Below are 24,653 nucleotides of genomic sequence, written 5' to 3'. Positions count from 1 at the left end.
CGGGCTTGTCCCGAGGATCTGTGTGGCTGAAGATCCCCGGGACAAGCCCGAGGATGACGGCGATGTCAAAAAACGGCCGGGGCGCAACCAAGCGCCCCGGCTAAAAACAAAAGACTTACTGCCAGGATTTGATCAGCTCGTCATAGCTGACGGTCTGTGGCTCTTCGTCTTCGTTCTCAAGCTTGGGGAAAGGCGCGCCCGGCTGAGCAAACCAGTGCTCTGCACTCATTTCCTCGTTCAGGACCGGACCCAGATCACCCTGAACACCCGCACGCTCAAGACGCTCAAGCACACGCTCCTGATCGGAACACAGCGCATCAAGCGCTTCTTGTGGGGTCTTTGCACCGGACATTGCATCGCCGATGTTCTGCCACCACAGCTGTGCCAGCTTTGGATAATCCGGAACGTTGGTGCCGGTTGGCGACCATGCAACGCGCGCTGGTGAGCGGTAGAATTCTACCAGACCGCCAAGGCGTGGTGCGCGCTCGGTGAAGTGCTCCGCATCGATTGTGGATTCGCGAATGAACGTCAGACCCACGTCGGATTTCTTCAGATCGACCGTTTTGGACACCACGAACTGTGCATAAAGCCACGCGGCCTTGGCACGGTCAACGGGTGTGGATTCCATCAGTGTCCAGCTGCCGGCATCCTGGTAGCCGATCTTTTGGCCCTCTTTCCAGTAGACACCATGCGGCGAAGGGGCCATGCGCCATTTGGGCGTGCCATCTTCGTTCATCACGGGCAGATCAGGCAGAACCGTCGCGGCCGTAAACGCCGTGTACCAGAACATCTGCTGGGCCACGTTGCCTTGTGCCGGGATTGGCCCCGCTTCGCCGAATGTCATACCTGCCGCGGCGGGTGGCGAGTATTTTTGCAGCCACTCAATGGCCTTGGTCACGGCATAAACAGCGGCGGGCGAGTTCGTCGCACCACCACGGGCCACACAGGAACCGGTGGGTTGTGAATTCTCATTCACCCGGATGCCCCATTCGTCCACGGGAAGACCGTTTGGCTCACCGACGTCGCCCATGCCTGCCATGGACATCCACGCGTCCGTATAACGCCAGCCCAAGGACGGATCTTTCTTGCCGTAATCCATGTTGCCAAAGACGTCGCCATCAACGCCCATGCGCGACAGATCGCGACCGGTGAAGAATTCCGCGATGTCCTCGTAAGCCGACCAGTTCACCGGAACGCCCAGTTCATAGCCGTATTTCTCTTGGAAATCGGCTTTGTTCTGTGCGTCGTTGAACCAATCATAACGGAACCAATAAAGGTTCGCGAACTGCTGCGTTGGCATCTGGTAGACTTTGCCATCCGGGCCAGTGGTGAAAGACAGACCAATGAAGTCTTCCATATCAAGCGTCGGCAGCGTCACATCGGCACCCTCGCCCGCCATCCAGTCGGTCAGGTTACGCACCTGCTTGTAACGCCAATGCGTGCCGATCAGATCAGAGTCATTGACATAGGCGTCATAGATGTTTTCGCCCGACTGCATTTGTGTTTGCAGCTTTTCAACAACGTCGCCTTCGCCGATCAAATCATGCGTAACCTTGATCCCGGTGATGGCGGTGAAGGCCGGTGCGAGGACCTGAGATTCATACTCATGGGTCGTGATCGTTTCCGACACAACCTTGATGTCCATGCCCGCAAACGGTGCCGCGGCATCAACAAAGAATTGCATCTCCGCTTCCTGAGCGGCGCGGTCGAGCACGGAAAGACCCGCGATCTCGTTATCGAGAAACGCATTCGCCGCCTCCATGTCGGCCCAGGCCGGCATTGCCAGAGACGCGACCAGCGCACCCATGGCTGTGGTTGATTTTAGTGAAAAGTTCATGTGAGTCCTCCCAAGACATTATTGAACTGTTTTTATTTGAGGCCCCCGATGGTTCGGACGCCCCATTCTTCTTGTCTCATACCCAGCGGAACACCGCTACGGCATAGACCAGACACGCCAGCAGCGCATAGGGCTGTGGTGCGACCTCAAGACCCAGCCAGATCAGATTGATAAAGGCTGAGCCCAGCAGGGTGATGAACAAACGATCCCCCCGCGTTGTTTCGATCCGCAAGATGCCCGTGCGGGGCGTCTCGGGATATTTGATGGCGAGAATTGTGAAGATGATCAACAGGCTTGCGATCACAGCGAAAAAGAGCGCCGTCGGTACGGTCCATGCCATCCAGGCCATTAGTTCATCCCCTTCTTAGTTTGCTACTGATTTGGTGAAACTGCCAAGAAGTCCACCAAAAAAGCTTCCGGCATTAGAAAATCCGGAGCCTTCCTCAGCCGTTTGTCTAACCGCTGCGCCCAATGATAAATTCTTATCAAATGGGACTGCCAACAAGGCAAAGCCATGGGATGTCAAAACACAAGACTTGGCAACGGTCTCATGCAGTTTGCCACCCTGCGTGCGGTGAAGAGCGCGTTGGCGGATTATGTTTTCGCTGATCAACCACTCGATTGCATTTTCGAATAGTGTATCGGCACCTTGTTCACGCGGATAACCAAGTTCCACAGCGCTCACATCTGTCAGGCGGACCCCTTTTTCCGCGAGAAACGCTACAATCTTCGCGATCATCGCTTCACTATCAGAAAGAGTGTCGCACGCCATCACACCCTCCCCAGGGCAAAGCCCTTAGCGATATAGTTGCGCACGAAATAAATTACCAGCGCACCCGGCACGATGGTCAACATGCCGGCTGCCGCCAGCACCCCCCAGTCGATGCCTGCGGCCCCTTGGGTCCGGGTCATGATCGCAGCGATGGGTTTGGCGTCCACTGTGGTCAGCGTCCGGCTCAAGAGCAGTTCCACCCATGAGAACATGAAGCAGAAGAAGGCGGCGACACCGATCCCAGACGCGATCAGCGGCGTGAAGATCTGCACAAAGAAGCGCGGGAAGGAGTAGCCGTCTAGATAGGCCGTCTCGTCGATCTCTTTCGGGACGCCGCGCATGAAGCCCTCCAATATCCAGACCGCCAGTGGCACGTTGAACAGGCAATGCGCCAGTGCCACCGCGATATGCGTGTCAAACAGCCCCACAGAGGAGTATAATTGAAAGAACGGCAGCGCGAAAACCGCAGGCGGAGCCATCCGGTTGGTCAACAACCAGAAAAACAGATGCTTGTCGCCCATGAAGGAATAGCGCGAGAAGGCATAGGCGGCGGGCAGCGCGACGGCGAGGCTGATCACCGTATTCATCACAACATAAATCAGCGAGTTGATATAGCCGATATACCAGCTCTCATCCGTCAGAATCTTGACGTAATTCGCCAGCGTCAGATCACGCGGGAAGAGCGAAAAGGAGCCAAGAATTTCGGTATTCGTCTTCAGGCTCATGTTCAGCAGCCAGTAGATCGGCAGCAACAGGAACAGCAGATAAAGCCCCATGACGACGGCGGACCCGTTGATCTTAGGCCGCTTGCGGCGCGCGGGTTTCACCTCGCTCGGGGCCAGATCGCCGGGGATTACGGTTTGAACGGTTGTGTCGGTCATTTGATGCCATCCCGTTTATCAAGGTTGGTCATGACGGTGTAAAACACCCATGAAATCGCGAGGATGACCAGGAAATACATCAGCGAGAAGGCCGCCGCCGGTCCAAGGTCAAACTGCCCCAGCGCCATTTTCACCAGATCAATCGACAGGAAGGTCGTCGCATTGCCAGGGCCCCCACCGGTGACCACAAACGGTTCGGTATAGATCATGAAACTGTCCATGAAGCGCAACAGGATCGCGATCATCAACACGCCCGCCATCTTGGGCAGCTCGATATAGCGGAACACGGCCCAGCGGCTGGCCTGATCGATCTTGGCGGCTTGGTAATAGGCGTCCGGGATGGATTGCAAACCGGCATAGGCCAGAAGCGCCACCAGCGAGGTCCAGTGCCAGACATCCATCACGATGACCGTGACCCAGGCGGCAAATATATCCTGCGTATAATTGTAGGAAATGCCCATCTTATCAAGCGTGTAGCCCAGAAGGCCAATATCCACGCGCCCAAAGATCTGCCAGATGGTGCCGACCACGTTCCACGGGATCAACAAGGGCAAGGACATCAGCACCAAACAGAGCGACGCCCAGAAGCCGGATTTGGGCATGTTGAGCGCCACGAATATTCCCAACGGAATTTCGATGGCCAGAATGATGCCCGAGAACATCAATTGCCGCCAAAGCGCATTCCACATGCGCTCTTCGGCCAGCATGATCTCGAACCACTCGAGCCCTGCCCAGAAAAACACGTTGTTCCCGAATGTATCCTGCACCGAATAATTCACCACCGTCATCAGCGGAATTACGGCAGAAAACGCGACCAAGACGAGCACCGGCAATACCAGAAACCACGCTTTTTGATTGACTGTCTTGTTCATCAGGCGGCCTCCCCTTCCGGTGCAATGCGCCAGTCGTCGGCGTAGACGTTGATGCCATCGGGATCAAAAGTGATGTTCTGTGTCCCATCCGAAATCGCAGAGCCTTCCCCCACGATAGCGCTGATTTCGCGCCCCTCGACATCAAGGCGCACGATCTTGTGACGCCCGACATCCTCAACACGTTTCACCCGCGCGGGGACTCCATCCGCCGCCCCGCTCAGCTTGATGAATTCAGGCCGAACACCGACTTGCAATTTACCCTTGGCGGGCGCGTATCCGGCCCCCAACGGCACGGTGACACCCGCAATACGCGCCGCCGCCCCGTCAATTTCCGCATCAAACAGGTTCATCCCCGGCGAGCCGATGAAATAGCCCACGAAAGTATGCGCGGGGCGCTCGAATAATTCCTGCGGCGTGCCGATCTGCACCACGCGCCCGTCATACATGACCACCACCTTATCCGCGAAGGTCAGCGCCTCGGTCTGGTCATGCGTCACATAGATCATGGTGTGGCCAAATTCATGGTGCAGGGATTTTAGCTGCGTGCGCAACTCCCACTTCATATGTGGGTCGATTACGGTGAGCGGCTCGTCAAAGAGCAAGGCGTTCACGTCCTCGCGCACCATGCCACGGCCCAGAGAAATCTTCTGCTTGGCATCTGCGGTCAGCCCGCGCGCCTTATGGTTCAATTCGGCTTCCATACCGATCATCTTGGCGATCTGGTTCACCCGCCCGGCCACATAGGTCGGATCAGCCCCGCGATTGCGCAGCGGAAAGGCCAGATTATCATGCACGCTCATCGTGTCGTAGACGACCGGGAACTGGAACACCTGCGCGATGTTGCGCTCGGCGGTAGGCGCATGCGTCACATCGCGGTCATTGAACAGGATGCGCCCCTGACTGGGGTGCAACAGCCCCGAGATGATGTTGAGCAAGGTGGATTTACCGCAGCCCGAGGCACCGAGCAGCGCATAGGCCTCGCCATCGACCCAGTCGTGATTGAGCTCCTTGAGCGCGAAATCATCCTCGGACGTCGGTTTGGCCAGATAAGAATGCGCCAGGTTATCAAGCGTGATCTTTGCCATTATGCGGCCTCTGCATAGGGGGCTGCGGCGACCAGATTGCCGTCCTGCCCGAAAATATAAACATGCGCAGGGTCCAGAAAGACCTCCAGATCCTGACCGGGTTGCAGGCTTTGAACACCATGCACCAACCCGACCCACCGCTCGCCATGATGCTCAAGATGCACAAACGTCTCTGAACCGGTGATCTCCGTGACGCTCAGCTTGGTGTTGAACGCCATCGCGCCTGCGGCATGGGGTGAGAGTTCCAGATGGTTGGGACGGAACCCGGCGATATAGGCCCCATCAGGCAGGTTTTGCGAACCGGACGGGGCCGGGATCGCCTGCCCCTCACCAAAGGACAGCGCGCCGTCCTTCTTGATGATCTTGAGGAAATTCATCGGCGGATCGGAAAACACCCGCGCCGTCGTCGCATTGATCGGCTTGCGGTAGACGGATGGCGTCAGCCCGAATTGCGTGACATTGCCCTGCCAGAGCGCTGCCGTATTCCCGCCGAGCAACAGCGCCTCTTCGGGCTCCGTCGTCGCATAAACAAAAATCGATCCGGATTCCTCGAAAATTTTCGGGATTTCCGCGCGCAATTCCTCGCGCAGCTTGTAATCAAGGTTGGCCAGCGGTTCATCCAGCAAGACCAACCCGGCGTTCTTGACCAAAGCACGCGCCAGCGCGCAGCGTTGTTGTTGCCCACCAGACAATTCCAGCGGTTTGCGATCCAGCATCGGCGTCAATTTCATCAGATCGGCCGTGTCGCGCACGCGTTTATCAATCTCGGCGCGCGACTGGCGCAAAAGCCGCATCGGCGAGGCGATGTTATCATAAACACTCATGGACGGGTAATTGATGAATTGCTGATAGACCATCGCGACCTTGCGATCCTGCACCCGCATGCCCGTGACGTCCTGCCCTTGCCAGATCACGCGACCGGTCGCCGGCACATCCAGCCCCGCCATCAGGCGCATCAGGGATGTTTTGCCCGACGACGTAGGCCCCAAAAGCACGTTCATCGTACCCTTTTGCAGTTCCAAGTCCGTTGGATAAATATGGGTTTCCCCGCCAACGGTTTTGGACACCCCTTCCAAAATCAAGGTCATGTCCGCCCCCTCTTCATTCTGCGGCCTTGCTGTCCTGCGCACCCGGTTGTGTGCTCATAAACTCATCCAAGGCGGCAATTTCTTCTGTCTTCAGTCTCAGCCCAAGCTTGTTACGCCGCCAGACGATGTCCTCGGCGGTGCGGGCGTATTCATTGTTTATCAGCCAGAGCACCTCACGCGCACTCAAGCTCGCCCCAAAGGACTGGCCCAGATCGGCCTCATCCGTGGCACCCGCAAGAACGTCCCAGGCCTCGGTCCCATAGGCACGCACAAGACGCCGGCCCCAGAACGCGCTCAGGAACGGGAAGTCGCCGCGCAAGCGCGTGACCAGCCCGTCAAACCCATCCACGGCGAAATCGCCGCCGGGCAAGGCAACCCCAGCGGTCCAATGCCCCGAGGTGCCCGGAAAAAACGGCACGATCTTGTCCATCGCATCCTCAGCCAGCTTGCGATAGGTCGTGATCTTGCCGCCAAAGACATTCAGGATCGGCGCGCCGCCCGTGTCATCGACCTTCAAGGTGTAATCCCGCGTCGCCGCCGTCGCGCTGCTTGCGCCATCATCATAAAGCGGGCGCACCCCCGAGTAGGTCCAGACCACATCATCCGGGCCGATATCCTTCTTGAGGTATTGATTGATGAAATTGATCAGATAGGCTTGCTCTTCCGCCGTGCATTCGGGTTTGACGCTGGGATCATGGTGTTCGGCGTCCGTAGTACCGATCAGCGTGAAATCCGTTTCATAGGGAATGGCAAAGATGATCCGCCCGTCCGTGCCTTGAAAGAAATAGCATTTATCGTGATCATAAAGCCGTTTGGTGACGATATGGCTGCCGCGCACCAGACGCACGCCCTCGGTTGAATTGATCCGCACCTTTTGCTGGATGATGTCGCCCACCCAAGGGCCACCCGCGTTGATCAACATCCGGGCTTTGATCGATTTAACGCCACCGCCCTGCGTATCCTCGACGGTAATCTCCCAGTGATCCTCGACACGCGCCGCGCTTGTGACCTTTGTGCGCACCATGATATCCGCGCCGCGCGCCTCGGCATCGCGCGCATTCAGAACCACCAGCCGGGAGTCCTCGATCCAGCAGTCAGAATACTCATAGGCCTTCTCGAAACGACCCTCGAGAGGCGCGCCCTCCACGCTACCCTTTAGGGCCAGCGTTTTCGTGGCCGGCAGGATCTTGCGCCCTCCCAGGTTATCATAAAGCAGCAACCCAAAGCGGATCAGCCAGGCCGGGCGACGCCCCTTCATCCAGGGCATGATCACATTGAGGATTCGCGACGTCGGCGTATCACCCTCAAAGCGCATATCCTTGTGGTAGGGCAACACAAAGCGCATCGGCCAACTGATATGCGGCATGGCGCTCAGGAGCACCTCGCGTTCGGCCAGCGCATGGCGTACCAGGTTGATCTCGAAATATTCCAGATACCGCAGGCCGCCATGGAAAAGCTTGGTGGAGGCCGATGAGGTTGCCGAAGCGAGATCGTTCATCTCCGCCAGCGCCACACTCATGCCCCTGCCCGCCGCGTCGCGTGCGATGCCGCATCCATTGATGCCGCCACCAACAACAAAGAGGTCATATGTCTTTGGTGATGAATTCGCCTGCGACACCAGATCCCCCAATCCATACGTGCATTAACTTTGCGATGGTTAACGCAGTGCGTTTGCGCAATCAAGCGTTTTTATTCGTTTTTGTTCGTTTTGGATTCATTGTCCGATTTGGCACCTGAAGCACGCTACAGGATCCACCGTTAAATGAGGGCACATATCGTTTGAGCCTCTAAGGGTTCGTGACCGAAAAACGGTCGTGGTTTTCCACTCGTTCCTCACTGCCTTGAAAGCACTTTGAAAAATATGTTGGAAATACAATCGCTTTACGCTTATCTCTTTGGCAGGAGAACATCCATGTCGCAAACGTTCCGTCATCCGGACATCCTGAAAATCGCGCAACGCGAAGGCAAAGTGACCGTTGAGGCGCTTGCGGATCACTTTGGTGTCACGCTGCAAACCATTCGCCGGGATCTCACCGAACTGGCAGAAGCGAACAAACTCGAACGTGTACACGGAGGGGCGATTTTACCCTCCGGTACCACGAATATCGAATATGAAGAACGGCGCAACCTGAACCAGCCCGCCAAACTCGCGATCGCACAGGCCTGCGCGGCGCAAATCCCGGAAGGCTGTTCGATTTTCATGAACATCGGCACCAGCACGGAGGCCGTCGCGCGCGAATTACTGCGCCACCGCGACCTGATGGTGGTCACGAACAACATGAATATCGCCAGTATTCTGGTCGAAAACCCCGAGTGTGAAATCATTGTCACGGGGGGGGCATTGCGTCGGTCCGACAGCGGCCTCGTGGGAAAAATCACCACGGATACGATACGTCAGTTCAAATTCGATGTCGCGGTCATCGGATGTTCTGCATTGGATCAGGACGGTGACCTGCTGGATTTTGATATCCAGGAAGTCGGTGTCAGCCAGTCGATCATCCACCAGTCCCGCAAGTGCTTTCTCGTCGCTGATGGCTCAAAATTCGCCCGCACCGCCCCGGCCCGCATCGCCTCCATGCGCGATCTCACCACAGTTTTCACAGATCAGGCATTTTCGCCCGGTCTGGCCAAACGCTGCGCGGAATGGGGCACCGGGGTGGTTGTCGCTTGCTGAGCGTGCTGTCGGTCAGGCGCGCGGCAAGCCCGTGGCTTCGATCTTGCGCAGCAGATCTATGAACCCCGCAACCTGATGAGCCGCCGTCGCCGCGCCTTTCTGGGCTGTCGCCAGATGAGCTTCGCCAACTGTCCCTTCCGCATTCAGATCGCTGGCGATCCACCCATATGAAATCGCGCCAATCGGGGAAATTGCGCTGGTTTCAGCTGTGGAGCGAAAATCCTTTGCCTTGCTCATGTCCACCGTCTGCGGACGCAAATGCAGCATGAGCGACGTCTCCACATCCCCGCCATGGATGCCAAATGTATTTTCCTGCTCGGAAAAGAGCCCAGCCGGTGTGCCAAACGCGCCCCATTGGCATTTGACCGCTAGCATATTGGCCTGCACACGCAGCTCGCGTGACAGGATCGACACCAAGTCCAAATTTCCGCCATGCGAATTTACGATCGCAATTTTGCGGATACCGGCACGGGCGACAGAGAGGCCAATTTCCGTCCAGACCGACAGCGCCGTCGCCGCAGACAGGCTCAAAGTACCCGCTGCCCACAAGTGTTCGTTCGATTTGCCAACGGCTTGCACCGGCAGGATACGCAGATCCAAATCATCCGGTGCCTCCCTGCGCAGTCGCGCCAGCATCCCCTGCGCAATCAGGGTATCGGTGCCCACGGGCAAATGTGGCCCGTGCTGTTCAATCGCCGCCGTTGGCAGGATCGCGATTGTCTTCATCGGATCAATCGCCTCGAAATCAGGGGCTCGAAAATCGGCCCAGTCGCATTTGACGCTCATGATATTAAACCCTCGCTCCATTCTGATCGTTCAGAGCCAAGCAACCGCCCAGCTCGATTTCCGCACGCCCCGAAACTGCCAGAACGCCGGGGCATTTCTAACTGCGGCCCTTCGGTGCGGTGCCAATCGTACATATGGATCATGCACGCACCGCTCTGGGTCGATCACGCGTTCTGCGCAGGAATTTTTCCATTTTGAGCCCGACCCGTGCCAGATGCGCGCGGCGGGAGGCATCGGTTGAGCTGTCCATCAGGTAATGCGCGGCAAATACCGTTTTGCAGCTGCGCGCGCAGATCGACCTGATCCCGCGCAGAATGATGCGTTTGCCCGGTGATCCGATCAATTGGGTCAAACCCCAACTCGCCCCGCAGGTGGTGAACACGCCCAACCCGGTGATTTGCGTCAAGCCCGGACGAATGTTGTCGCTGTCTCCATCCGGCATCAAGAACGCCACATCGGGTAACAAAACGCGGTCCATCCAGCCCTTGAGCATGGCCGGCATCCCGTACCACCAGGTTGGATAGATAAAAATCAGCGTATCACACCACAGGACATCTTCCGTTGCCTTTGCCACCGGCGCACGGTTTCGCGGGGTGTCTTCGTAACGGTCAAATTCTGTCGCGGACATGACTGCGTTAAACCCGTCTTGATACAGGTCCTGAACCCGAACTTCCGCACCGGCCTGCGCAAGTTTTGACACCACCTGATCGCGCACGGCGGCGGTGAAACTGGTCTCCTTTGGATGGCAATAGACAACGAGCGCCCGCATTCAGAATGCCTCCATTTCCGCACCCACACGCGTAAGGAAGGCTGTGCGATGCTCATGCGTGGCCCGGTTCATGTCATAAAGCGCCAGATATCGCGTTTTGTCGGGGCGGCAGACGTGCCAGACCGCGCGGGTCACGGATTTGCGCGGCGGGTCACCGGCCATCAAAGCCCGCAGGCGCGTCCCGCCATAGGTCGTCACGGCGGCCAGTTTGCGGATATTGCGCAGGTTCGGGACCACCTGGCCGCCCTCTAATTTGAACGAAACGCCGGGCAGGAATACCCGGTCCAGAAATCCCTTGAGGATGGCGGGATAGCCAAAATTCCACACCGGGAAAACCATCACCAGCGCATCCGCCGCCCGCAAACGTGCGACATAATCGGCAACAGGGCCCGCGTTTGAACCCTCCTCGTGATACCCGCGCCGTTCTTCAGCCGTCAAAACAGGCGCAAAACCTTCAGCGTTCAGATCGCAATCATCGACCTCCCAGCCGCACGCCGCCAAACGATCCGTGACACACCCATGCAAAGCCGCTGAGAAACTCTCAGCACAGGGATGGGCAAATAGGACCAGCGCACGTGTCATGTCTCACTCCGCCGCGCGGATTTTCGGATAGGCATACATCTCATCAAACGCCCAATCCGGATCATCCCAGGCGATCATCTTGCCAGGGTTGAGCAACCCCTTGGGATCGGCCTCGCGCTTGAACGCCAGCTGGCGATCATCGACGGTTTGCCGCCCCCCCTCCTCCAGCGTGTAGCGATGGGGGTTGAAGACCATAGCGCCAGCCTCCTCGTGGATTTTCACGATTTCATCGAGCCGCGCCTCCGAGGTGAATTTCACCAGACTAAGGCCCGCGAACATGACCTTACCGCCCTCTTTGAGCACTTCTAGATGTTGCAGGACTTCCGGGCTCAAGGCCTCGCGCATCTGTTCAATCAGCGGCAGATGTTGAGGAAACCCATAGCGCACTTGCAGATAGGTAATCGACGGATCGACCTTAAGCGCGCGCAGGGTTGTGTGGTTCCAGCCATATTCAAACACCATGCCCGGACCACGGTCCCAATCCGAAGCGTCACTGCGATAGATCAGCCGCGCGCCGGGACGGCGGCCCAGAAATGTGGCGAACCCGTCCATGGAATGGGGTGCCACCATCAACCCGATCAGGTTTGTGCCGCTTTCCACATGGGGGGCGACGCGTTGGAAATAATCCTTGGCGATGGGGGCCTCAAAGACCGTGGCCAGCTTGATCAGGATACCATCCTCATTGGCGAGTTCTTCGGCAAAACGCGCGGCATCCATGAAATCATCCGTGGCCACGAACATCTCAATCCACTCATAGGCCGGGGCCAGCGGCATTTCGATTTCGGTGATGATCCCATTGGTGCCATAGGCATGGCTGACCCGTGCCAGTTCTTCGCCCTGAAACTCCAGGACGCGCGGCTCTTCTTCCATCGTCACGACCCGCAGGCGGATGATGTTGCCCAGATCGCGCAGCGAGCCCCAGGTGCAGGAGCCGACACCGCCCGAGCCCCCGGCAATGAACCCGCCGATGGTCGCCGTGGCCCAGGTCGAGGAAAACATGCGGATTTCCTGACCCGAATGGTCCTTGCAAGCCGCATCAAGGTCCTTGAGCAGGCACCCCGGCTCGACGATCACGCGCCCCGGCTGGATATCGCGCACCGCCGACATATGGCGCAGGTGCATGACGCAGCCGCCCGCCAGCGGCATCGCCTGACCGTAATTGCCCGTCCCCGCCCCGCGCGTGGTGACCGGCACGTCATGCGCGTAGCAGGTTTTGAGCACCTCGATCACCTCCCCCTCGTTGCGCGGGCTGACCACGAAATCGGCGACCACACCGTCAAGGCGCGCCTTGAGCACCGGGGAGTACCAAAAGAAATCGCGGCTCTTGGATTTGATCGCCGCGGTGTTTTCTTCGATATCCAGATGTGACAGGGCGGCTTTGGCGGCGGCAATATTTGGCGTCATGATGTCCTCATCAAATGGTCAAGTTCGGCGTAATCCGGCAGGGTGCGGTCGATCTGGACCCCGGCGCGCAACACAATGCGATCGGCTTGCGGGCGCGCGAAAAGCTCGGTCCAGCTGCGCGCACGACATATGACCAGATCGGCAGGCGCGCCGGGCACCAGACCGGGTGCCTCAAACCCGCAGGCCGCCGCCGGATTGGTCAGAAAAGCATGCGCCCAGTCGTGGCCCGAATGATCCAGATGCCCGATGCGCGTGGCCTCGCGCATGACTTCGATCATATCCAGATCGCCGTAGGCATAAAACGGATCGCGCGTATTATCGGAGGCGAAACACAGATTGATCCCGCGCGCTTTCATCTCATGCACCAGCGTGATGCCCCGCGACCGGGGCGTACCGTGGCGGCGGTCCTGAAGATAAAGGTTGCACATGGGCAATGACACCACATTCAACCCGGCGCGCGCCACCAGATCCATCGTATCTGCCGCGCGGCCTGCATCCTGCGTTGACAGTGAGCATAAATGCCCCACAGTCACGGGTGCGTCAAACCCCATATCCAGCACCGTTTGCGCCACCACGCGCAGCGTCTCAGATGTCGGATCAAGCGTTTCATCGACGTGGAAATCCGCCTCCAGCCCCCGCGCGGCGGCGAGTTCGAAGAAAGCACGGACGCGGTCTTTGATGTCGGCCACCGGATAGGCCACCATACCCAAAACGCCGCCCGCCTGCGCCACCAGATCGGCGGTATGCACAAATGGACCATCGCGCGAGACCTGATCACAACCCAGAAGGCAGGCCGCTTGCAAGTCGATCCGCCCCTTCCACTGCGCGCGCATTTCTTTGAAGACGTCCCATGAAATATCGTCCTGGGGCGGGATACTATCGAGATGGGTACGGATCGCGCGGGTGCCATGCGCATAGGCGCAGCGCAGCGCGAAATCCATCCGCGTGCGCAGGTCCTTTGCGCTCCAATTGGCTTGCCTGTCCGCCCCGACGGTCGCAAGCGCCCCCGCAAAACTGCCGTCTGGATTGCCAGCACGCGGCCAGATATGCCCCTTGTCCAGATGGGTGTGCATGTCGATGAAGGCGGGAAAGACCATCGCGCCTTTCATGTCGACCACCTGTCCGGGTTGGTCGGTGATCTTGCCCTCCCGCAGGTGTAAATCCATGCGCGTCAAATCCCCCGAACCGCCTACGAGGCAGTCCGCAACGGTCAGGTTTTGCAGGGTCAAAGGCCCCGCTGGCAGTTTGGCAAAATCCATCAATGATCCCGTTTCAATGCGCTTTCATGCCATTTGCGCAACAGCATATGGCTCAGGAAACTAAGGCCCGCAAAAATGACGACCCCCGCCACCGCGATCAATATGAGGGCCGCGAACATGCGCGGGATGTTGAGCCGGTATCCCGCCTCCAATATGCGAAACGCCAGCCCGGATTTGAGCCCGCCCGTCCCCGCAACATATTCCGCCACCACCGCGCCAATCAAGGACAAGCCGCCCGCGATGCGCAACCCACCAAGGAAATACGGCAGCGCCGAGGGCAATTGCAAGAACCGCAACGTCTGCCAGCGCGACGCGCCATAGATCCGGAACAGATCGCGCAGATTGTGATCGGCTGAGTTCAGACCCAGGGTCGTGTTGCTGAGCACCGGAAAGAATGCGACCAACCATGCGCAGAGCAATAACCCCGCGATGCGGCTGTCGACGTAGATGAAGATCAGCGGCGCAATGGCCACAATCGGCGTGACTTGCAGGATCACCGCGTAGGGGTAGAAACTCATCTCAACCAGACGCGATTGCGTAAAAAGCACGGCCAACCCCACACCGCCCACCACCGCAACGGCCAGCGCCATCAGGGTGATCTGCAAGGTGACCAGAAGCGCCTCGAACAAAAGCGCCCAATCCTTGATCAAGGTTTCAAACACCAACCCCGGTCCGGGCAATATGTAATGCGGTATCTCGTTCCACACCACCGTACGGTCCCAGGCAATCAACATCACCCCCAGCACCAGCACGGGCAAAACCCATTTGCCGAATTTCTCAAACCGTCTGCGCTTGAGGCGGGCGGTTTCCTCGGCATCGACCGGCACAGGCGCGCTGGTGGGATCGGCAATGCTCATGCCGCCTCCCCCATCGCCTGATGCAGCGCGTCGGTGGTGCGCCGGGTATAGGCTGCATATTCCGGCGATGTTCGGAAATCCTGATCGCGCGGATAGGGTGCGTCTACCTCCAGCTCACAGATGACCCGCCCCGGGCGTGCGGCCATGACAATGATGCGATCCGACAGGAACACAGATTCAAAAACCGAATGGGTCACGAAGACCACCGTGCATCCAATCGCCGCTTTCAGCTTCAGCAGATCATTGTTCAGTTTGAACCGGGTGATTTCATCCAGCGCGGCAAAGGGTTCATCCATCAAAATCAGCCGGGGCCGCGTGACCATGGCCCGCGCGATGGAGACGCGCATTTTCATCCCCCCCGACAATTCGCGCGGGTAACTGTTCTGAAACGCCTCCAACCCGACCAGTTTGAGCGCCTCCAGCACGTCATCCTTGACCGCGCTATAAGGCTTGCCACGCAAACGGAACGGCAGCCAGACGTTTTGGGCCACGGTTGCCCAGGGCATAAGCGTCGGCTCCTGAAACACCACACCAAGGTCGCCCGTGTCATGTCCGCCATACCATGAAATGCGCCCGGCAGTGGGGTGGATAAGATCACTTATCAACCGCAGCGCAGTCGATTTACCACATCCTGACGGCCCCAGAAGCGAGATGAAATCCCCCTCCCGCACCTGCAGGCTCATACCCCTGAGCGCTATGACATCGCCGTTAAACGTCTTGTCGATCTGCTCCATGCGCAACAATTCAGGCCGCTGGTGCAGTGACGTTATCGGTTCAGTCATGACTATCCCGCCCCTGGGTCACGCAGGCCAGGCGGCCCGCATGCGGATCTTTGGTTAATTAGGGTTTGATCTCTTTGCCAACAGACTTGTTGGTGAAATCCAGCGTATAGGCCGCCTTCCAGTCAAGCCCGTCTTCAAGCACGCCCGCCGCGACCATTTTACCGTAAAAATCGCCAATGACCTCATCTGTCATCGATCCGATCCCGGTTTCAAGGGCGGTTCCACTGTCCACAATACCCTGTTCCAGCAGCATCTTTTTGGCGAAATCGAGTTTATCCTGCGATATATCGGGGTTGGCCGCCAGAATGAGCTCATCCGCCGCAGCGCCGTCACCGTAGAGGTAATTATACCACCCAGTGAGCGATCCATCGACAAAACACGCGACCTTCTCGGGGGCGTTTTCGATCGTTGCCGCCATGGTTTCGATCGTGGTCGCATAGGATGAATAGCCCGCATCCGCGATCAGAAACACATTTGGCTCAAACCCGGCCTCTTTCAGGACAGCATAGGGTTCCGAACTCAAATACCCCTGCATTCCCTTTTCTTTATCCGCGATAAAGGGCGCGGGGTTGAACGTGTAGGGCAAGCGTTGCTCTACTGTGAAACCATGCTCCGCGATCATCCATTGGTAATAGGAACTGAACCCGTTGTCGCCGATCAGCAAGGTCAGGTCTTTCAGATCTTCCCAGCTTTCTGCTTGCCCGGGATGGGCCAGAATGACCTGCGGGTGTTTTTGAAAGATCGCCGCGACCGAGACAACCGGGATGCCTTCCTTGACCGCATTAAAGGCCTGAAGCATGTCACCGCCCATGTGGAAATCAATTTTTCCGGCGAGCATCAAAGCGCGGTTGTTAACCTGTGGACCGCCCGAGATGATCTCGACATCCAGACCGCATGCCGCATAGGTGCCATCGGCAACCGATTGATAAAACCCGCCATGTTCGGCCTGCGCCAACCAGTTGGTGCCAAAAACGGTGGGGGTCAATTCACCCTCCGCCAAGCTGACAGTAGCACTCAGACCGAGAGCGCACAGCGCGTAGGGAATTTTTGAAAGGATCATACCAACCTCCGGTTTTGGATTTGTATTTACCGTCTGAAGTAGGCGCTTTTAGGGGAAGCCTGCGGCACCAAAAAAAACTCTTACACTCAGACAATTGCTCAAACTCTACGCGAAATCCATCGTTTTGTTAATAATTTAGGCGGGTCGGAATCCGCGTTCAACGGCACCGGAAAAAGGGGGCTTCAGAAACCTATCAACCCGGCGGTTTTGATCCATTTCTACAACATCGAAATCACAAGCGGGCCGTTCCGATAAGGCAAGTAGGGCGCATCCCAAGGGGACCGCGACGCCCTGATGCGTCCCACCAAAAAGCCCGCCCAAATATCTGCGGACGGGCTCGGGTCAAAACGTCAGGCGTGCGTCTGTCAAAGAGCGACGCGGGTGGCCTTGCCTTGTTTTTCGGCCTGATGCGCGGCGACGGAAGCCACAGCCAGATCCTGGAGGCCAACACCGGTCCCATCAAACAGGGTGATTTCATCAGCGCTGCTGCGTCCAGCGTGATCGCCGTTGATAACCGCACCGATGGGGGTAATATCCGCCTCTGCGATCTGACCGGCCGCAATCGCATGTTGCGCCTCGCCGATGGTAATGGATTGCGCGATTTCATCAGCAAAAACGCGCGCACTGGCAAGGATCGCGGGATCGACCTCCTGCTTGCCTTTTGTGTCGGTCCCCATGCAGGCGATATGCGTGCCCGGCTTGATCCAATCTTTCATCATCAGCGGCTCAAAGGCGGAGGTGATGGTGATGATCACATCTGCCTGCGCACCCAGCTCTTCCTGTGTCACCGCCTCAAAATCCAGACCCAACTCTTTGGCCACCGCGCCCAGCTTCGGCAACATCTCGGGGTGCGGGTTCCACGCCACGACCTTCTCGAAATCACGCTGTTCTGCGGCGGCGCGCAATTGAAAGGTGGATTGATGCCCGGCCCCCACCATGCCCAAAACCTTTGCGTCCTTGCGCGCCAGATGCGCGATGGAAACGGATGAGGAGGCCGCGGTACGCACCGCCGTCAAATAATTGCCCCCCACCAGCGCCTGCAACATGCCCGTATCGGGATCAAACAGGAAAATCGTGGATTGGTGGTTTGTCAGCCCCTTGGCCATGTTGCCGGGCCAATATCCGCCCGATTTCACACCCAGCGTTTTGCCCGCCTTGTCGAACCCGGATTTGAACCCGTAAAGCGCGTCGGCGTATCCGATGGCTTCGCGGATCACCGGAAAATTATATGCATCTCCCCTGGCCATGGCACCAAACACGGCCTCGACGGCATCAAAGGCGTCCTTGCTGTTCACCACCTGCGCGCAGACCTCTTCGCCTACGATCAACAATCCTTCGGACATTTGGGAGTTCCTGTCTTTTTGTCTTTTACATATGGACGCGCCCGGAGAGTCCGGACGCGCAGTATTCTGTCGATTGGATGGCTTAAAATGCTTTGCCGCGTGCCGAAACCGGCCACAGCGTTTCTACCTTGCCGTTTCGCACACCGACGTACCAATCATGCACGTTGCAGGTCGGATCGCAGTGGCCGGGCACCAGCTTGAGCTTGTCATTCACCTTCAACACACCATCGGGATCGGCGACCACACCATGCTCGTCTGAACATTTGACGTATTCCACGTCGGTGCGCCCAAAGATTACCGGCAGGCCAGAGTCCACAGACTGCGCCTTGAGACCCGCGTCAACGATGGCTTTATCCGCCTTGGCATGGCTCATCACCGAGGTGAGGATAAACAGCGCGTTTTCCCATTCACCCTGATCAATCCGGTTGCCGTTTTCATCGAGGATACGGCCATAATCGGCATCCATGAAAGCATAGGATCCGCATTGCAATTCGTTGAACACGCCCGAACCACTCTCAAAGTAATAGGAACCCGTGCCGCCCCCGCCGACGATGTCACACTCCAGACCTTCGGCCTTAAGCGCATCCACCGCGTCGCGCACCATGTCGATGGCGATCTGGGTTTTACCCTTGCGGTCCTCGTAGCTGTCCATGTGCTGCATCGCGCCCTGGTAGGCTTGCAATCCTGCGAATTTCAGACCCTCTGCGGCGTCGATTGCTTTGGCGATTTCCACCACGGCTGGTGTCGTCGTCACGCCACAACGCCCCGCGCCACAGTCGATTTCCACGAGGCATTCGATTTGGGTCCCATGCCGCGTCGCCGCCTCGGAAAGGTCGGCAATATTTTCGAGATCATCCACGCAACAGATCGTGCGCGCGCCCAGCTTGGGCATCCGCGCCAGACGGTCGATCTTTTCGGGCTGGCGCACCTGGTTGGAGACCAGCACGTCCTTGATGCCGCCGCGTGCAAAAACCTCAGCCTCTGACACCTTCTGGCAACAGACACCACAGCTGCCGCCCAGTTTCTCCTGCAAGAGCGCCACATCAACGGATTTATGCATCTTGCCATGCACGCGGTGACGCATCCCGTGGCTTTTGGCGAAATCGCCCATCTTCTTGATGTTACGCTCGAGCGCGTCCAGATCGAGCACCAGGCTTGGCGTCTGGATTTGCGCGGCGTCCATGCCGATCGCAGCGGGGATGTCATAGCCGACTTCGTAGTCTTCGAAATTCACTTGCTTGTTCATGTCGCGTCCTCCTTAGCCCAAGGTCCAGGGCAGTTTATCCAAATCCACATTGCCACCTGTGATGACCACCCCCACGCGCTTGCCCCGGAACACCTCCGGGTTGCGCAGAATGGCGGCCATCGGTACGGCGCAGCTTGGTTCCATCACGATCTTCATCCGCTCCCAAGTCAGTTTCATCGCATCGATGATTTCCTGTTCTGAAGCGGTCAAAACGTCGGTTACGAAATGTGATACAAAATGCCAAGTGTTCTCTTTGAGTGGCACTTTCAACCCATCCGCAATCGTATTTGGCGCATCATCCGCAATAATATGCCCCGCGCGGAACGAGCGCGCCGCATCATCCGCCTGATCCGGTTCCGCCGCATAGATTTCCATTTTCGGTGCAAGATTGGAGAGCGTCAGGCAAGTGCCGGAGATCATCCCCCCGCCGCCGATGGGCGCGATCACGGCGTCCATGTTGTCGATCTGGCTCAGCATTTCAAGCGAGCAGGTCGCTTGCCCCGCAATCACGCGCGGATCATTGTAGGGATGCACGAATTCCGCGCCCGTTGACGCCTGTACCTCTGCAAAAACAGCTTCGCGGCTGGTCGTTGAAGGGTCGCATTCCGTGATGATCCCGCCATAGCCGCGCACCGCCGCTTTCTTGGCCTCCGGCGCTGTCCGTGGCATCACAACATGGCACGGGATGCCCCGCCGTCCTGCGGCATAGCTGAGCGACAGCGCGTGATTGCCAGAGGAATGCGTTGCCACGCCCTTCTCTGCCACCGCATCGCTCAGGCCAAAGACCGCATTGGACGCACCGCGCACCTTGAACGCACCGGCTTTTTGGAAGTTTTCGCATTTGAAGAACAGCTCGGCCCCAGTGAGATCGTTGAAATAGGACGATGTCAGGATCGGTGTTTCGTGGATATAAGGTTTGATCCGCTCATGTGCTGCGCGCACATGTTCGATGGTCAGATCAGATCCCGTGATTATATCTAACATCTTATGCGCTCCTCAGGCTGCAGTCTTGATCAAGGCGGCGCGATGCTTTCGCAGATATTCCTGCGCCGCAGCCACCCCACTGCCCAGCTCGATCGGATAATCGAGATCGGCCATCGCCATTTCGATCGTCGCCAGTCCCGACAGCACCATCACATCCGTGAGGCTCCCCAGATGACCAATCCGAAACGCCTTGCCATTCATTTCGCCCAGGCCGATGCCAAAGGACACGCCGTAAGCGTTGAAGGCCTGCTCGGTCAAAGCGTTGCTGTCAAACCCCTCGGGCACATAGACCGCGCTGACCGTGTCGGAATAAAGGTCCGGGCTTTGCGCCACAAGGCTCAGTCCCCAGGCGTCCACCGCCCGGCGCACCCCTTCCGCCAAGCGGAAGTGACGCGCATAGACATTTTCCAACCCTTCCTCAAACAACATCTTGAGGCTTTCGCGCATACCGTAGATCAGTTGTAGCGGCGGCGTGTAGGGAAAACCACCCGACGCATTGGTCGCCAACATATCCCGAAAATCAAAGAACGTCCGGTGGAGCTTTGCGGTCTTCATCGCTTCCAGCGCCTTCGGGCTCACACCGAGAATCGCCATCCCCGTGGCCAGCATGAAGCCCTTTTGCGACCCTGAAACCGCAATATCGACACCCCAGGCGTCCATCTGGAACTCCATCGAGGCGAGCGAGCTGACACAATCCACAAAAAGCATCGCGGGATGGCTCGCGGCATTCATCGCCGCGCGCACCGCAGCAATATCCGATTTCACGCCCGTTGCCGTTTCATTATGCGTGACCAGAACGGCTTTGATCTCGCGCGTTTTATCCGCACTCAGGGCGGCCTCGAATTTATCAGCCGGTGCACCGGAGCCCCAGTCACATTCGATGATCTGAACATCCAGACCGTGACGCTGGCACAGATCGATCCATCGGTGGCTGAACATGCCATAGCGCGCAACCAGAACCTTGTCCCCCGGACTGAGTGTGTTGCAAACTGCGGCTTCCCACCCGCCGGTGCCACTGGCCGGAAAAGTGATCACTGTCCCTTCCGTTGTCGCGAACACTTTTTTGGTGTCTGCTAGCACAGGTGCAAAGGTCTCCACGAAGTCCGGGGCCCGATGGTCACGCGTCTGTACATTCATTGCAGCGCGCAACCGATCAGGAATATTGGTTGGTCCTGGGATAAACAGCGGGTTTTGGTCTGACATGTCGAACTCCTTTGAGGCTTACATCCTTCTACCTCATTTCGCACCTAAATCAATTTTCTCGAAATTATTTTTCATTTTTTGATTTTATTACATTACCATTTGTTTTTAAACGGCTTTATATTTTTCAAAAACGAATTTATTAATATAATTGAATTTATTTTTCAAATATGAAATAAGAAATTGAAAATTTTCGGATGGATGTCACAGATGGAAAAGCGACAGCGCGGACGGCCCAAATCTCAGTTTCGTGAAAGTTCCGCCGGGACATTACAATCGCTTGACCGCGCACTTGGCATTCTCAAGGCCGTCTCGCGTTCAGACCGCGCCACCTTAACTGATCTTTCGTTGTCTCTCGGCGTGCCGACCGCCACCACACATCGTATTCTTACAACCCTGCAGAAACACGACTTTGTCTCCTTTGATGACGCGCGGCAGGATTGGGTGATCGGTATTGAAGCCTATCGCACGGGAATATCGTTCATGAACCGGACGGGGTTGAGCGCGGTCAGCCGTCCGGTCATGCGGCATTTGATGGAGCTGACCGGCGAAACTGCGAACCTCGCGATCGCAGACGGTAGCGAGGTTGTCTTTGTCGGTCAGGTCGAAACCCAGAATCCGATTCGCGCGTTCTTTGCGCGCGGCACACGCACATCCATGCACGCCTCCGGCACCGGCAAGGCCATTCTCTCCGCGTTGCAACACGACCGGGTGCGAAAATTACTGATGGCCACAGGCCTGACGCGCTTCACACAGAATACGCTGGTCACACCGGATGCGCTTTTTGCCGATCTCGACGTGACCCGGGCCCGCGGGTGGTCTTTTGATTGCGAAGAACGCCATGATGGTATGTCCTGCATCGGCGCGGTCATATATGATGAGCATACCGATCCAGTGGCCGGCGTGTCGATTTCCGGGCCCAGCACGCGTTTTGACGCACTGCGGGTCCCTGCCCTCGGGGCGACCGTCGCGCAGGCCGCGCTGGAAATCACAACGCTGATCGGCGGGCGGGCGCCGCACAGCGACACCGGTAACGCCTTAGCAAATACGAACTTGCACCAGGCGCAGTAACATCTGACACTGTAATCACAACTAAAGGAGACCAAAAACCAACGTTCACGGAAAGCCAGCAAGTTTCGCTTTTAGGTTGTACTAACATTTTGTTTTGTGACCGTTTTTTCTTGCCAGCGCGGTATCACAGGTTATCTTCACCTACGCAGGTTCGAAAAGGCTGTTGCACAATATGATCGGGAGAAGACTGTTGAAGCGGCGCGCCAGGATAAAACGCCTGGTTTTTCGAATTTTTGCTTAGAAGAACGCGCCACGCGTTCAACACAGATCCGGGCCAATGCGCCCATTCCTTGGGAGGAAATATGACAGACAATCTTAACCGCAGAAAATTCCTGCGCGGTTCCGCCGTTGCCGGTGCAGCTGCCCTCGCCACCCCCGCCATTGCGCAAGACAGCGGCACCACGCTGAAGATGCAAGCGGCCTGGGGCGGTGGTATTTTCCTTGAAAACGCTCAGTCCTTCGCGGCGCGCGTCAATGAAATGTCCGGCGGCTCACTGACCATCGAAGTGCTTTCGGTCGATGCGGTGGTCAAAACCAGCCAGATGCAGGATGCGGTTCATCGCGGCGTTCTGGATGCCGCGCATTACGTGTCGGCCTATTGGTACGGTAAATCCAAAGCAGCGTCGCTTTTTGGCACAGGCCCCTGCTTTGGCTGGTCGAGCCAGGAAATGCTGGGCTGGGTCTATGCGGGCGGCGGACAGGAATTATTTGACGAGTTGATGGGCGAATTGCGCCTGAACGTCGTATCCTTCTTCAACTCGCCAATGCCTGCACAGCCTCTGGGGTGGTTCCAGCAGGAAATCACCGACGCATCGCAAATGAACGGGTTGAAATACCGTACAGTTGGTTTGGCCGCGGATGTTCTGCTCGAAATGGGCATGTCCGTGGTGCAGCTTCCGGGTGGTGAAATCCAGCCCGCGATGAAATCCGGCCTGATCGATGCGGCGGAATTCAACAACCCCACGTCTGATCGTGATTTCGGGATGCAGGACGTTTCCAAGCACTACCACCTTGCATCATTCCACCAGAGCCAGGAGTGCTTTGAGGTCACCATCAACAAGGATAAGTTCGAAGCGCTTTCCGACGAGCACAAGGCGATCATCAAGAACGCGTCCATGGCGGAAAATTCCGGGTTCTACTGGAACAACACCAAGCGCTATTCCGACGATCTGATCAAACTTCAGGAATCGGATGGCGTGAACGTCTACCGCACACCGGATTCGGTGATGGCGGCACAGCTGGCGGCCTGGGATAAGGTTGCAAACCGGATTGCAGAGGACGACCCGTTCTTTGCCAAGGTAATGGAATCGCAAAAGGCCTATGCCAAGGATGTGATGAACTATCTGAACCTGAACCAGCCTGACTACAAGCTGGCCTATAACCACTACTTCGGGTGATCCGCTAAGCGACCAAATGAGTTCGGGCGTCCCCTTGGGATGCCCGGCCTCTTTTTTGCCGTTTCGGTGTCCCTGCAGACACCCGAACCGCCACGACAGGGGAAGCAAAAACCATGAAATTCGTTCACGCCATTGAAGGATTGAGCCTCTGGGTCGGTCGCGCTTTTGGGTGGTGCATCCTGATCCTGACGCTGTCGGTGTCCTATGAGGTCTTCGTGCGCTACGTGCTGAATGCGCCCACCGTTTGGGCCTTTGACATGATGATCCAGATGTATGGCGCGCTGTTTTTGATGTGCGGGGCCTATGCGCTGGCACAGGATACACATGTGCGCGCAGACGTCGTTTACCGGCTGTTTCCGGTCAAGGTGCAGGCTGGCCTCGATTTCGTGCTCTATTTCCTGTTTTTCTTTCCCGGCATCACGGCGCTTGCCTGGTTCGGCTATGAAATCGCCTCCGACAGCTGGCGTTGGAAAGAAGTGAGCTTCAACAGCCCCGCCAGCATCCAGATTTATTTCTTCAAATCCCTGATCCCCGTCGCAGGCGTGTTGCTGATGATACAGGGTGTCGCCGAATTGGTGCGCTGTGTGATGGCCATGCGGACAGGCAAGTGGCCCGAACGTTTGGTCGACGTCAAGGAGACGGAAGACTTGCTCTCAGAGCTCGATATCGCTGAAATTCAAGCCATCCACCCTGCCAAGAAATAG

General features: G+C 57.4%; 24 protein-coding genes. 4 read left to right on the top strand and 20 right to left on the bottom strand.

What is annotated here, in order from left to right; genetic code table 11:
* Positions 1-115: 115 nt before the first annotated feature.
* The 8 genes from ROLI_RS08415 to glpD all read right to left on the bottom strand — a co-directional run bounded on the left by ROLI_RS08415 (position 116) and on the right by glpD (position 8,153).
* Positions 116-1,837: an ABC transporter substrate-binding protein gene (locus ROLI_RS08415; protein ID WP_187428840.1), complete on the bottom strand. Its 1,722-nt coding sequence runs from the start codon at positions 1,835-1,837 to the stop codon at positions 116-118.
* A gap of 76 nt (positions 1,838-1,913) precedes the next feature.
* Positions 1,914-2,186 (bottom strand): DUF2160 domain-containing protein, encoded by a 273-nt coding sequence (locus ROLI_RS08410; protein ID WP_187428841.1) that lies wholly within the window; start codon positions 2,184-2,186, stop codon positions 1,914-1,916.
* A 15-nt stretch (positions 2,187-2,201) separates the two neighbouring features.
* Positions 2,202-2,609, bottom strand: a complete 408-nt coding sequence (locus tag ROLI_RS08405; protein WP_187428842.1) for a hypothetical protein — start codon at positions 2,607-2,609, stop codon at positions 2,202-2,204.
* Positions 2,609-3,490: a carbohydrate ABC transporter permease gene (locus tag ROLI_RS08400; protein ID WP_262386399.1), complete on the bottom strand. Its 882-nt coding sequence runs from the start codon at positions 3,488-3,490 to the stop codon at positions 2,609-2,611. Before ROLI_RS08400 ends, ROLI_RS08405 begins: the two co-directional genes overlap by 1 nt.
* Positions 3,487-4,362: a carbohydrate ABC transporter permease gene (locus ROLI_RS08395; protein ID WP_187428843.1), complete on the bottom strand. Its 876-nt coding sequence runs from the start codon at positions 4,360-4,362 to the stop codon at positions 3,487-3,489. Before ROLI_RS08395 ends, ROLI_RS08400 begins: the two co-directional genes overlap by 4 nt.
* Positions 4,362-5,447 (bottom strand): ABC transporter ATP-binding protein, encoded by a 1,086-nt coding sequence (locus tag ROLI_RS08390; RefSeq protein ID WP_187428844.1) that lies wholly within the window; start codon positions 5,445-5,447, stop codon positions 4,362-4,364. The genes ROLI_RS08395 and ROLI_RS08390 overlap by 1 nt, the downstream gene beginning before the upstream one ends.
* A complete protein-coding gene (locus ROLI_RS08385; RefSeq protein ID WP_187428845.1) occupies positions 5,447-6,535 on the bottom strand; it encodes an ABC transporter ATP-binding protein in 1,089 nt (362 codons plus the stop codon). The genes ROLI_RS08390 and ROLI_RS08385 overlap by 1 nt, the downstream gene beginning before the upstream one ends.
* 13 nt (positions 6,536-6,548) lie before the next feature.
* Complete coding sequence (gene glpD, locus ROLI_RS08380) at positions 6,549-8,153, bottom strand: glycerol-3-phosphate dehydrogenase (RefSeq protein ID WP_187428846.1); 1,605 nt, start codon at positions 8,151-8,153, stop codon at positions 6,549-6,551.
* A gap of 294 nt (positions 8,154-8,447) precedes the next feature.
* Here glpD and ROLI_RS08375 point away from each other — a divergent pair, with 294 nt between their 5' ends.
* Positions 8,448-9,209 (top strand): DeoR/GlpR family DNA-binding transcription regulator, encoded by a 762-nt coding sequence (locus tag ROLI_RS08375; RefSeq protein WP_187428847.1) that lies wholly within the window; start codon positions 8,448-8,450, stop codon positions 9,207-9,209.
* 12 nt (positions 9,210-9,221) lie between these two features.
* On the opposite strand, the gene ROLI_RS08370 is transcribed toward ROLI_RS08375, so the two are convergent.
* From ROLI_RS08370 to bhcA, 12 genes are all read right to left on the bottom strand, one after another.
* Positions 9,222-9,995, bottom strand: a complete 774-nt coding sequence (locus ROLI_RS08370) for a creatininase family protein (RefSeq protein WP_187428848.1) — start codon at positions 9,993-9,995, stop codon at positions 9,222-9,224.
* A 139-nt stretch (positions 9,996-10,134) separates the two neighbouring features.
* On the bottom strand, positions 10,135-10,764 hold the full coding sequence (locus tag ROLI_RS08365; RefSeq protein ID WP_187428849.1) for an NAD(P)H-dependent oxidoreductase: 630 nt from the start codon (positions 10,762-10,764) through the stop codon (positions 10,135-10,137).
* On the bottom strand, positions 10,765-11,346 hold the full coding sequence (locus ROLI_RS08360) for an NAD(P)H-dependent oxidoreductase (protein ID WP_187428850.1): 582 nt from the start codon (positions 11,344-11,346) through the stop codon (positions 10,765-10,767).
* 3 nt (positions 11,347-11,349) lie between these two features.
* Positions 11,350-12,750 (bottom strand): FAD-binding oxidoreductase, encoded by a 1,401-nt coding sequence (locus tag ROLI_RS08355; RefSeq protein ID WP_187428851.1) that lies wholly within the window; start codon positions 12,748-12,750, stop codon positions 11,350-11,352.
* On the bottom strand, positions 12,747-14,009 hold the full coding sequence (locus ROLI_RS08350) for a cytosine deaminase (protein ID WP_187428852.1): 1,263 nt from the start codon (positions 14,007-14,009) through the stop codon (positions 12,747-12,749). Before ROLI_RS08350 ends, ROLI_RS08355 begins: the two co-directional genes overlap by 4 nt.
* Positions 14,009-14,866: an ABC transporter permease gene (locus ROLI_RS08345; protein ID WP_187428853.1), complete on the bottom strand. Its 858-nt coding sequence runs from the start codon at positions 14,864-14,866 to the stop codon at positions 14,009-14,011. Before ROLI_RS08345 ends, ROLI_RS08350 begins: the two co-directional genes overlap by 1 nt.
* A complete protein-coding gene (locus ROLI_RS08340; protein ID WP_262386400.1) occupies positions 14,863-15,648 on the bottom strand; it encodes an ABC transporter ATP-binding protein in 786 nt (261 codons plus the stop codon). Before ROLI_RS08340 ends, ROLI_RS08345 begins: the two co-directional genes overlap by 4 nt.
* Before the next feature lie 58 nt (positions 15,649-15,706).
* Entirely contained in the window at positions 15,707-16,708 is a 1,002-nt protein-coding gene (locus ROLI_RS08335) for an ABC transporter substrate-binding protein (RefSeq protein ID WP_187428854.1), read from the bottom strand.
* A 365-nt stretch (positions 16,709-17,073) separates the two neighbouring features.
* On the bottom strand, positions 17,074-18,051 hold the full coding sequence (bhcD, locus tag ROLI_RS08330; RefSeq protein ID WP_187428855.1) for an iminosuccinate reductase BhcD: 978 nt from the start codon (positions 18,049-18,051) through the stop codon (positions 17,074-17,076).
* 82 nt (positions 18,052-18,133) lie between these two features.
* Complete coding sequence (gene bhcC, locus ROLI_RS08325) at positions 18,134-19,297, bottom strand: 3-hydroxy-D-aspartate aldolase BhcC (RefSeq protein WP_187428856.1); 1,164 nt, start codon at positions 19,295-19,297, stop codon at positions 18,134-18,136.
* A gap of 12 nt (positions 19,298-19,309) precedes the next feature.
* Positions 19,310-20,281: a beta-hydroxyaspartate dehydratase BhcB gene (gene bhcB, locus ROLI_RS08320; protein ID WP_187428857.1), complete on the bottom strand. Its 972-nt coding sequence runs from the start codon at positions 20,279-20,281 to the stop codon at positions 19,310-19,312.
* A gap of 12 nt (positions 20,282-20,293) precedes the next feature.
* A complete protein-coding gene (gene bhcA / locus ROLI_RS08315) occupies positions 20,294-21,484 on the bottom strand; it encodes an L-aspartate--glyoxylate aminotransferase BhcA (protein WP_187428858.1) in 1,191 nt (396 codons plus the stop codon).
* A gap of 207 nt (positions 21,485-21,691) precedes the next feature.
* Between bhcA and ROLI_RS08310 the strand changes: the two genes are divergently transcribed.
* From ROLI_RS08310 to ROLI_RS08300, 3 genes are all read left to right on the top strand, one after another.
* Positions 21,692-22,552 (top strand): IclR family transcriptional regulator, encoded by an 861-nt coding sequence (locus ROLI_RS08310; protein WP_405049002.1) that lies wholly within the window; start codon positions 21,692-21,694, stop codon positions 22,550-22,552.
* A gap of 302 nt (positions 22,553-22,854) precedes the next feature.
* Complete coding sequence (locus ROLI_RS08305; protein WP_187428860.1) at positions 22,855-23,949, top strand: TRAP transporter substrate-binding protein; 1,095 nt, start codon at positions 22,855-22,857, stop codon at positions 23,947-23,949.
* A gap of 113 nt (positions 23,950-24,062) precedes the next feature.
* Complete coding sequence (locus ROLI_RS08300; protein WP_187428861.1) at positions 24,063-24,653, top strand: TRAP transporter small permease subunit; 591 nt, start codon at positions 24,063-24,065, stop codon at positions 24,651-24,653.

Source organism: Roseobacter fucihabitans, assembly GCF_014337925.2.
Taxonomy (GTDB): Bacteria; Pseudomonadota; Alphaproteobacteria; order Rhodobacterales; family Rhodobacteraceae; genus Roseobacter; species Roseobacter fucihabitans.
This window is presented reverse-complemented; position numbering and strand designations above follow the sequence as displayed.

Coding starts and splice junctions, on each gene's coding strand:
- ROLI_RS08415 (WP_187428840.1), bottom strand. CDS start 1,837: ATGAACTTTTCACTAAAATCAACCACAGCCATGGGTGCGCTGGTCGCG.
- ROLI_RS08410 (WP_187428841.1), bottom strand. CDS start 2,186: ATGGCCTGGATGGCATGGACCGTACCGACGGCGCTCTTTTTCGCTGTG.
- ROLI_RS08405 (WP_187428842.1), bottom strand. CDS start 2,609: ATGGCGTGCGACACTCTTTCTGATAGTGAAGCGATGATCGCGAAGATT.
- ROLI_RS08400 (WP_262386399.1), bottom strand. CDS start 3,490: ATGACCGACACAACCGTTCAAACCGTAATCCCCGGCGATCTGGCCCCG.
- ROLI_RS08395 (WP_187428843.1), bottom strand. CDS start 4,362: ATGAACAAGACAGTCAATCAAAAAGCGTGGTTTCTGGTATTGCCGGTG.
- ROLI_RS08390 (WP_187428844.1), bottom strand. CDS start 5,447: ATGGCAAAGATCACGCTTGATAACCTGGCGCATTCTTATCTGGCCAAA.
- ROLI_RS08385 (WP_187428845.1), bottom strand. CDS start 6,535: ATGACCTTGATTTTGGAAGGGGTGTCCAAAACCGTTGGCGGGGAAACC.
- ROLI_RS08375 (WP_187428847.1), top strand. CDS start 8,448: ATGTCGCAAACGTTCCGTCATCCGGACATCCTGAAAATCGCGCAACGC.
- ROLI_RS08370 (WP_187428848.1), bottom strand. CDS start 9,995: ATGAGCGTCAAATGCGACTGGGCCGATTTTCGAGCCCCTGATTTCGAG.
- ROLI_RS08365 (WP_187428849.1), bottom strand. CDS start 10,764: ATGCGGGCGCTCGTTGTCTATTGCCATCCAAAGGAGACCAGTTTCACC.
- ROLI_RS08360 (WP_187428850.1), bottom strand. CDS start 11,346: ATGACACGTGCGCTGGTCCTATTTGCCCATCCCTGTGCTGAGAGTTTC.
- ROLI_RS08355 (WP_187428851.1), bottom strand. CDS start 12,750: ATGACGCCAAATATTGCCGCCGCCAAAGCCGCCCTGTCACATCTGGAT.
- ROLI_RS08350 (WP_187428852.1), bottom strand. CDS start 14,009: ATGGATTTTGCCAAACTGCCAGCGGGGCCTTTGACCCTGCAAAACCTG.
- ROLI_RS08345 (WP_187428853.1), bottom strand. CDS start 14,866: ATGAGCATTGCCGATCCCACCAGCGCGCCTGTGCCGGTCGATGCCGAG.
- ROLI_RS08340 (WP_262386400.1), bottom strand. CDS start 15,648: ATGACTGAACCGATAACGTCACTGCACCAGCGGCCTGAATTGTTGCGC.
- ROLI_RS08335 (WP_187428854.1), bottom strand. CDS start 16,708: ATGATCCTTTCAAAAATTCCCTACGCGCTGTGCGCTCTCGGTCTGAGT.
- bhcD (WP_187428855.1), bottom strand. CDS start 18,051: ATGTCCGAAGGATTGTTGATCGTAGGCGAAGAGGTCTGCGCGCAGGTG.
- bhcC (WP_187428856.1), bottom strand. CDS start 19,297: ATGAACAAGCAAGTGAATTTCGAAGACTACGAAGTCGGCTATGACATC.
- bhcB (WP_187428857.1), bottom strand. CDS start 20,281: ATGTTAGATATAATCACGGGATCTGATCTGACCATCGAACATGTGCGC.
- bhcA (WP_187428858.1), bottom strand. CDS start 21,484: ATGTCAGACCAAAACCCGCTGTTTATCCCAGGACCAACCAATATTCCT.
- ROLI_RS08310 (WP_405049002.1), top strand. CDS start 21,692: ATGGAAAAGCGACAGCGCGGACGGCCCAAATCTCAGTTTCGTGAAAGT.
- ROLI_RS08305 (WP_187428860.1), top strand. CDS start 22,855: ATGACAGACAATCTTAACCGCAGAAAATTCCTGCGCGGTTCCGCCGTT.
- ROLI_RS08300 (WP_187428861.1), top strand. CDS start 24,063: ATGAAATTCGTTCACGCCATTGAAGGATTGAGCCTCTGGGTCGGTCGC.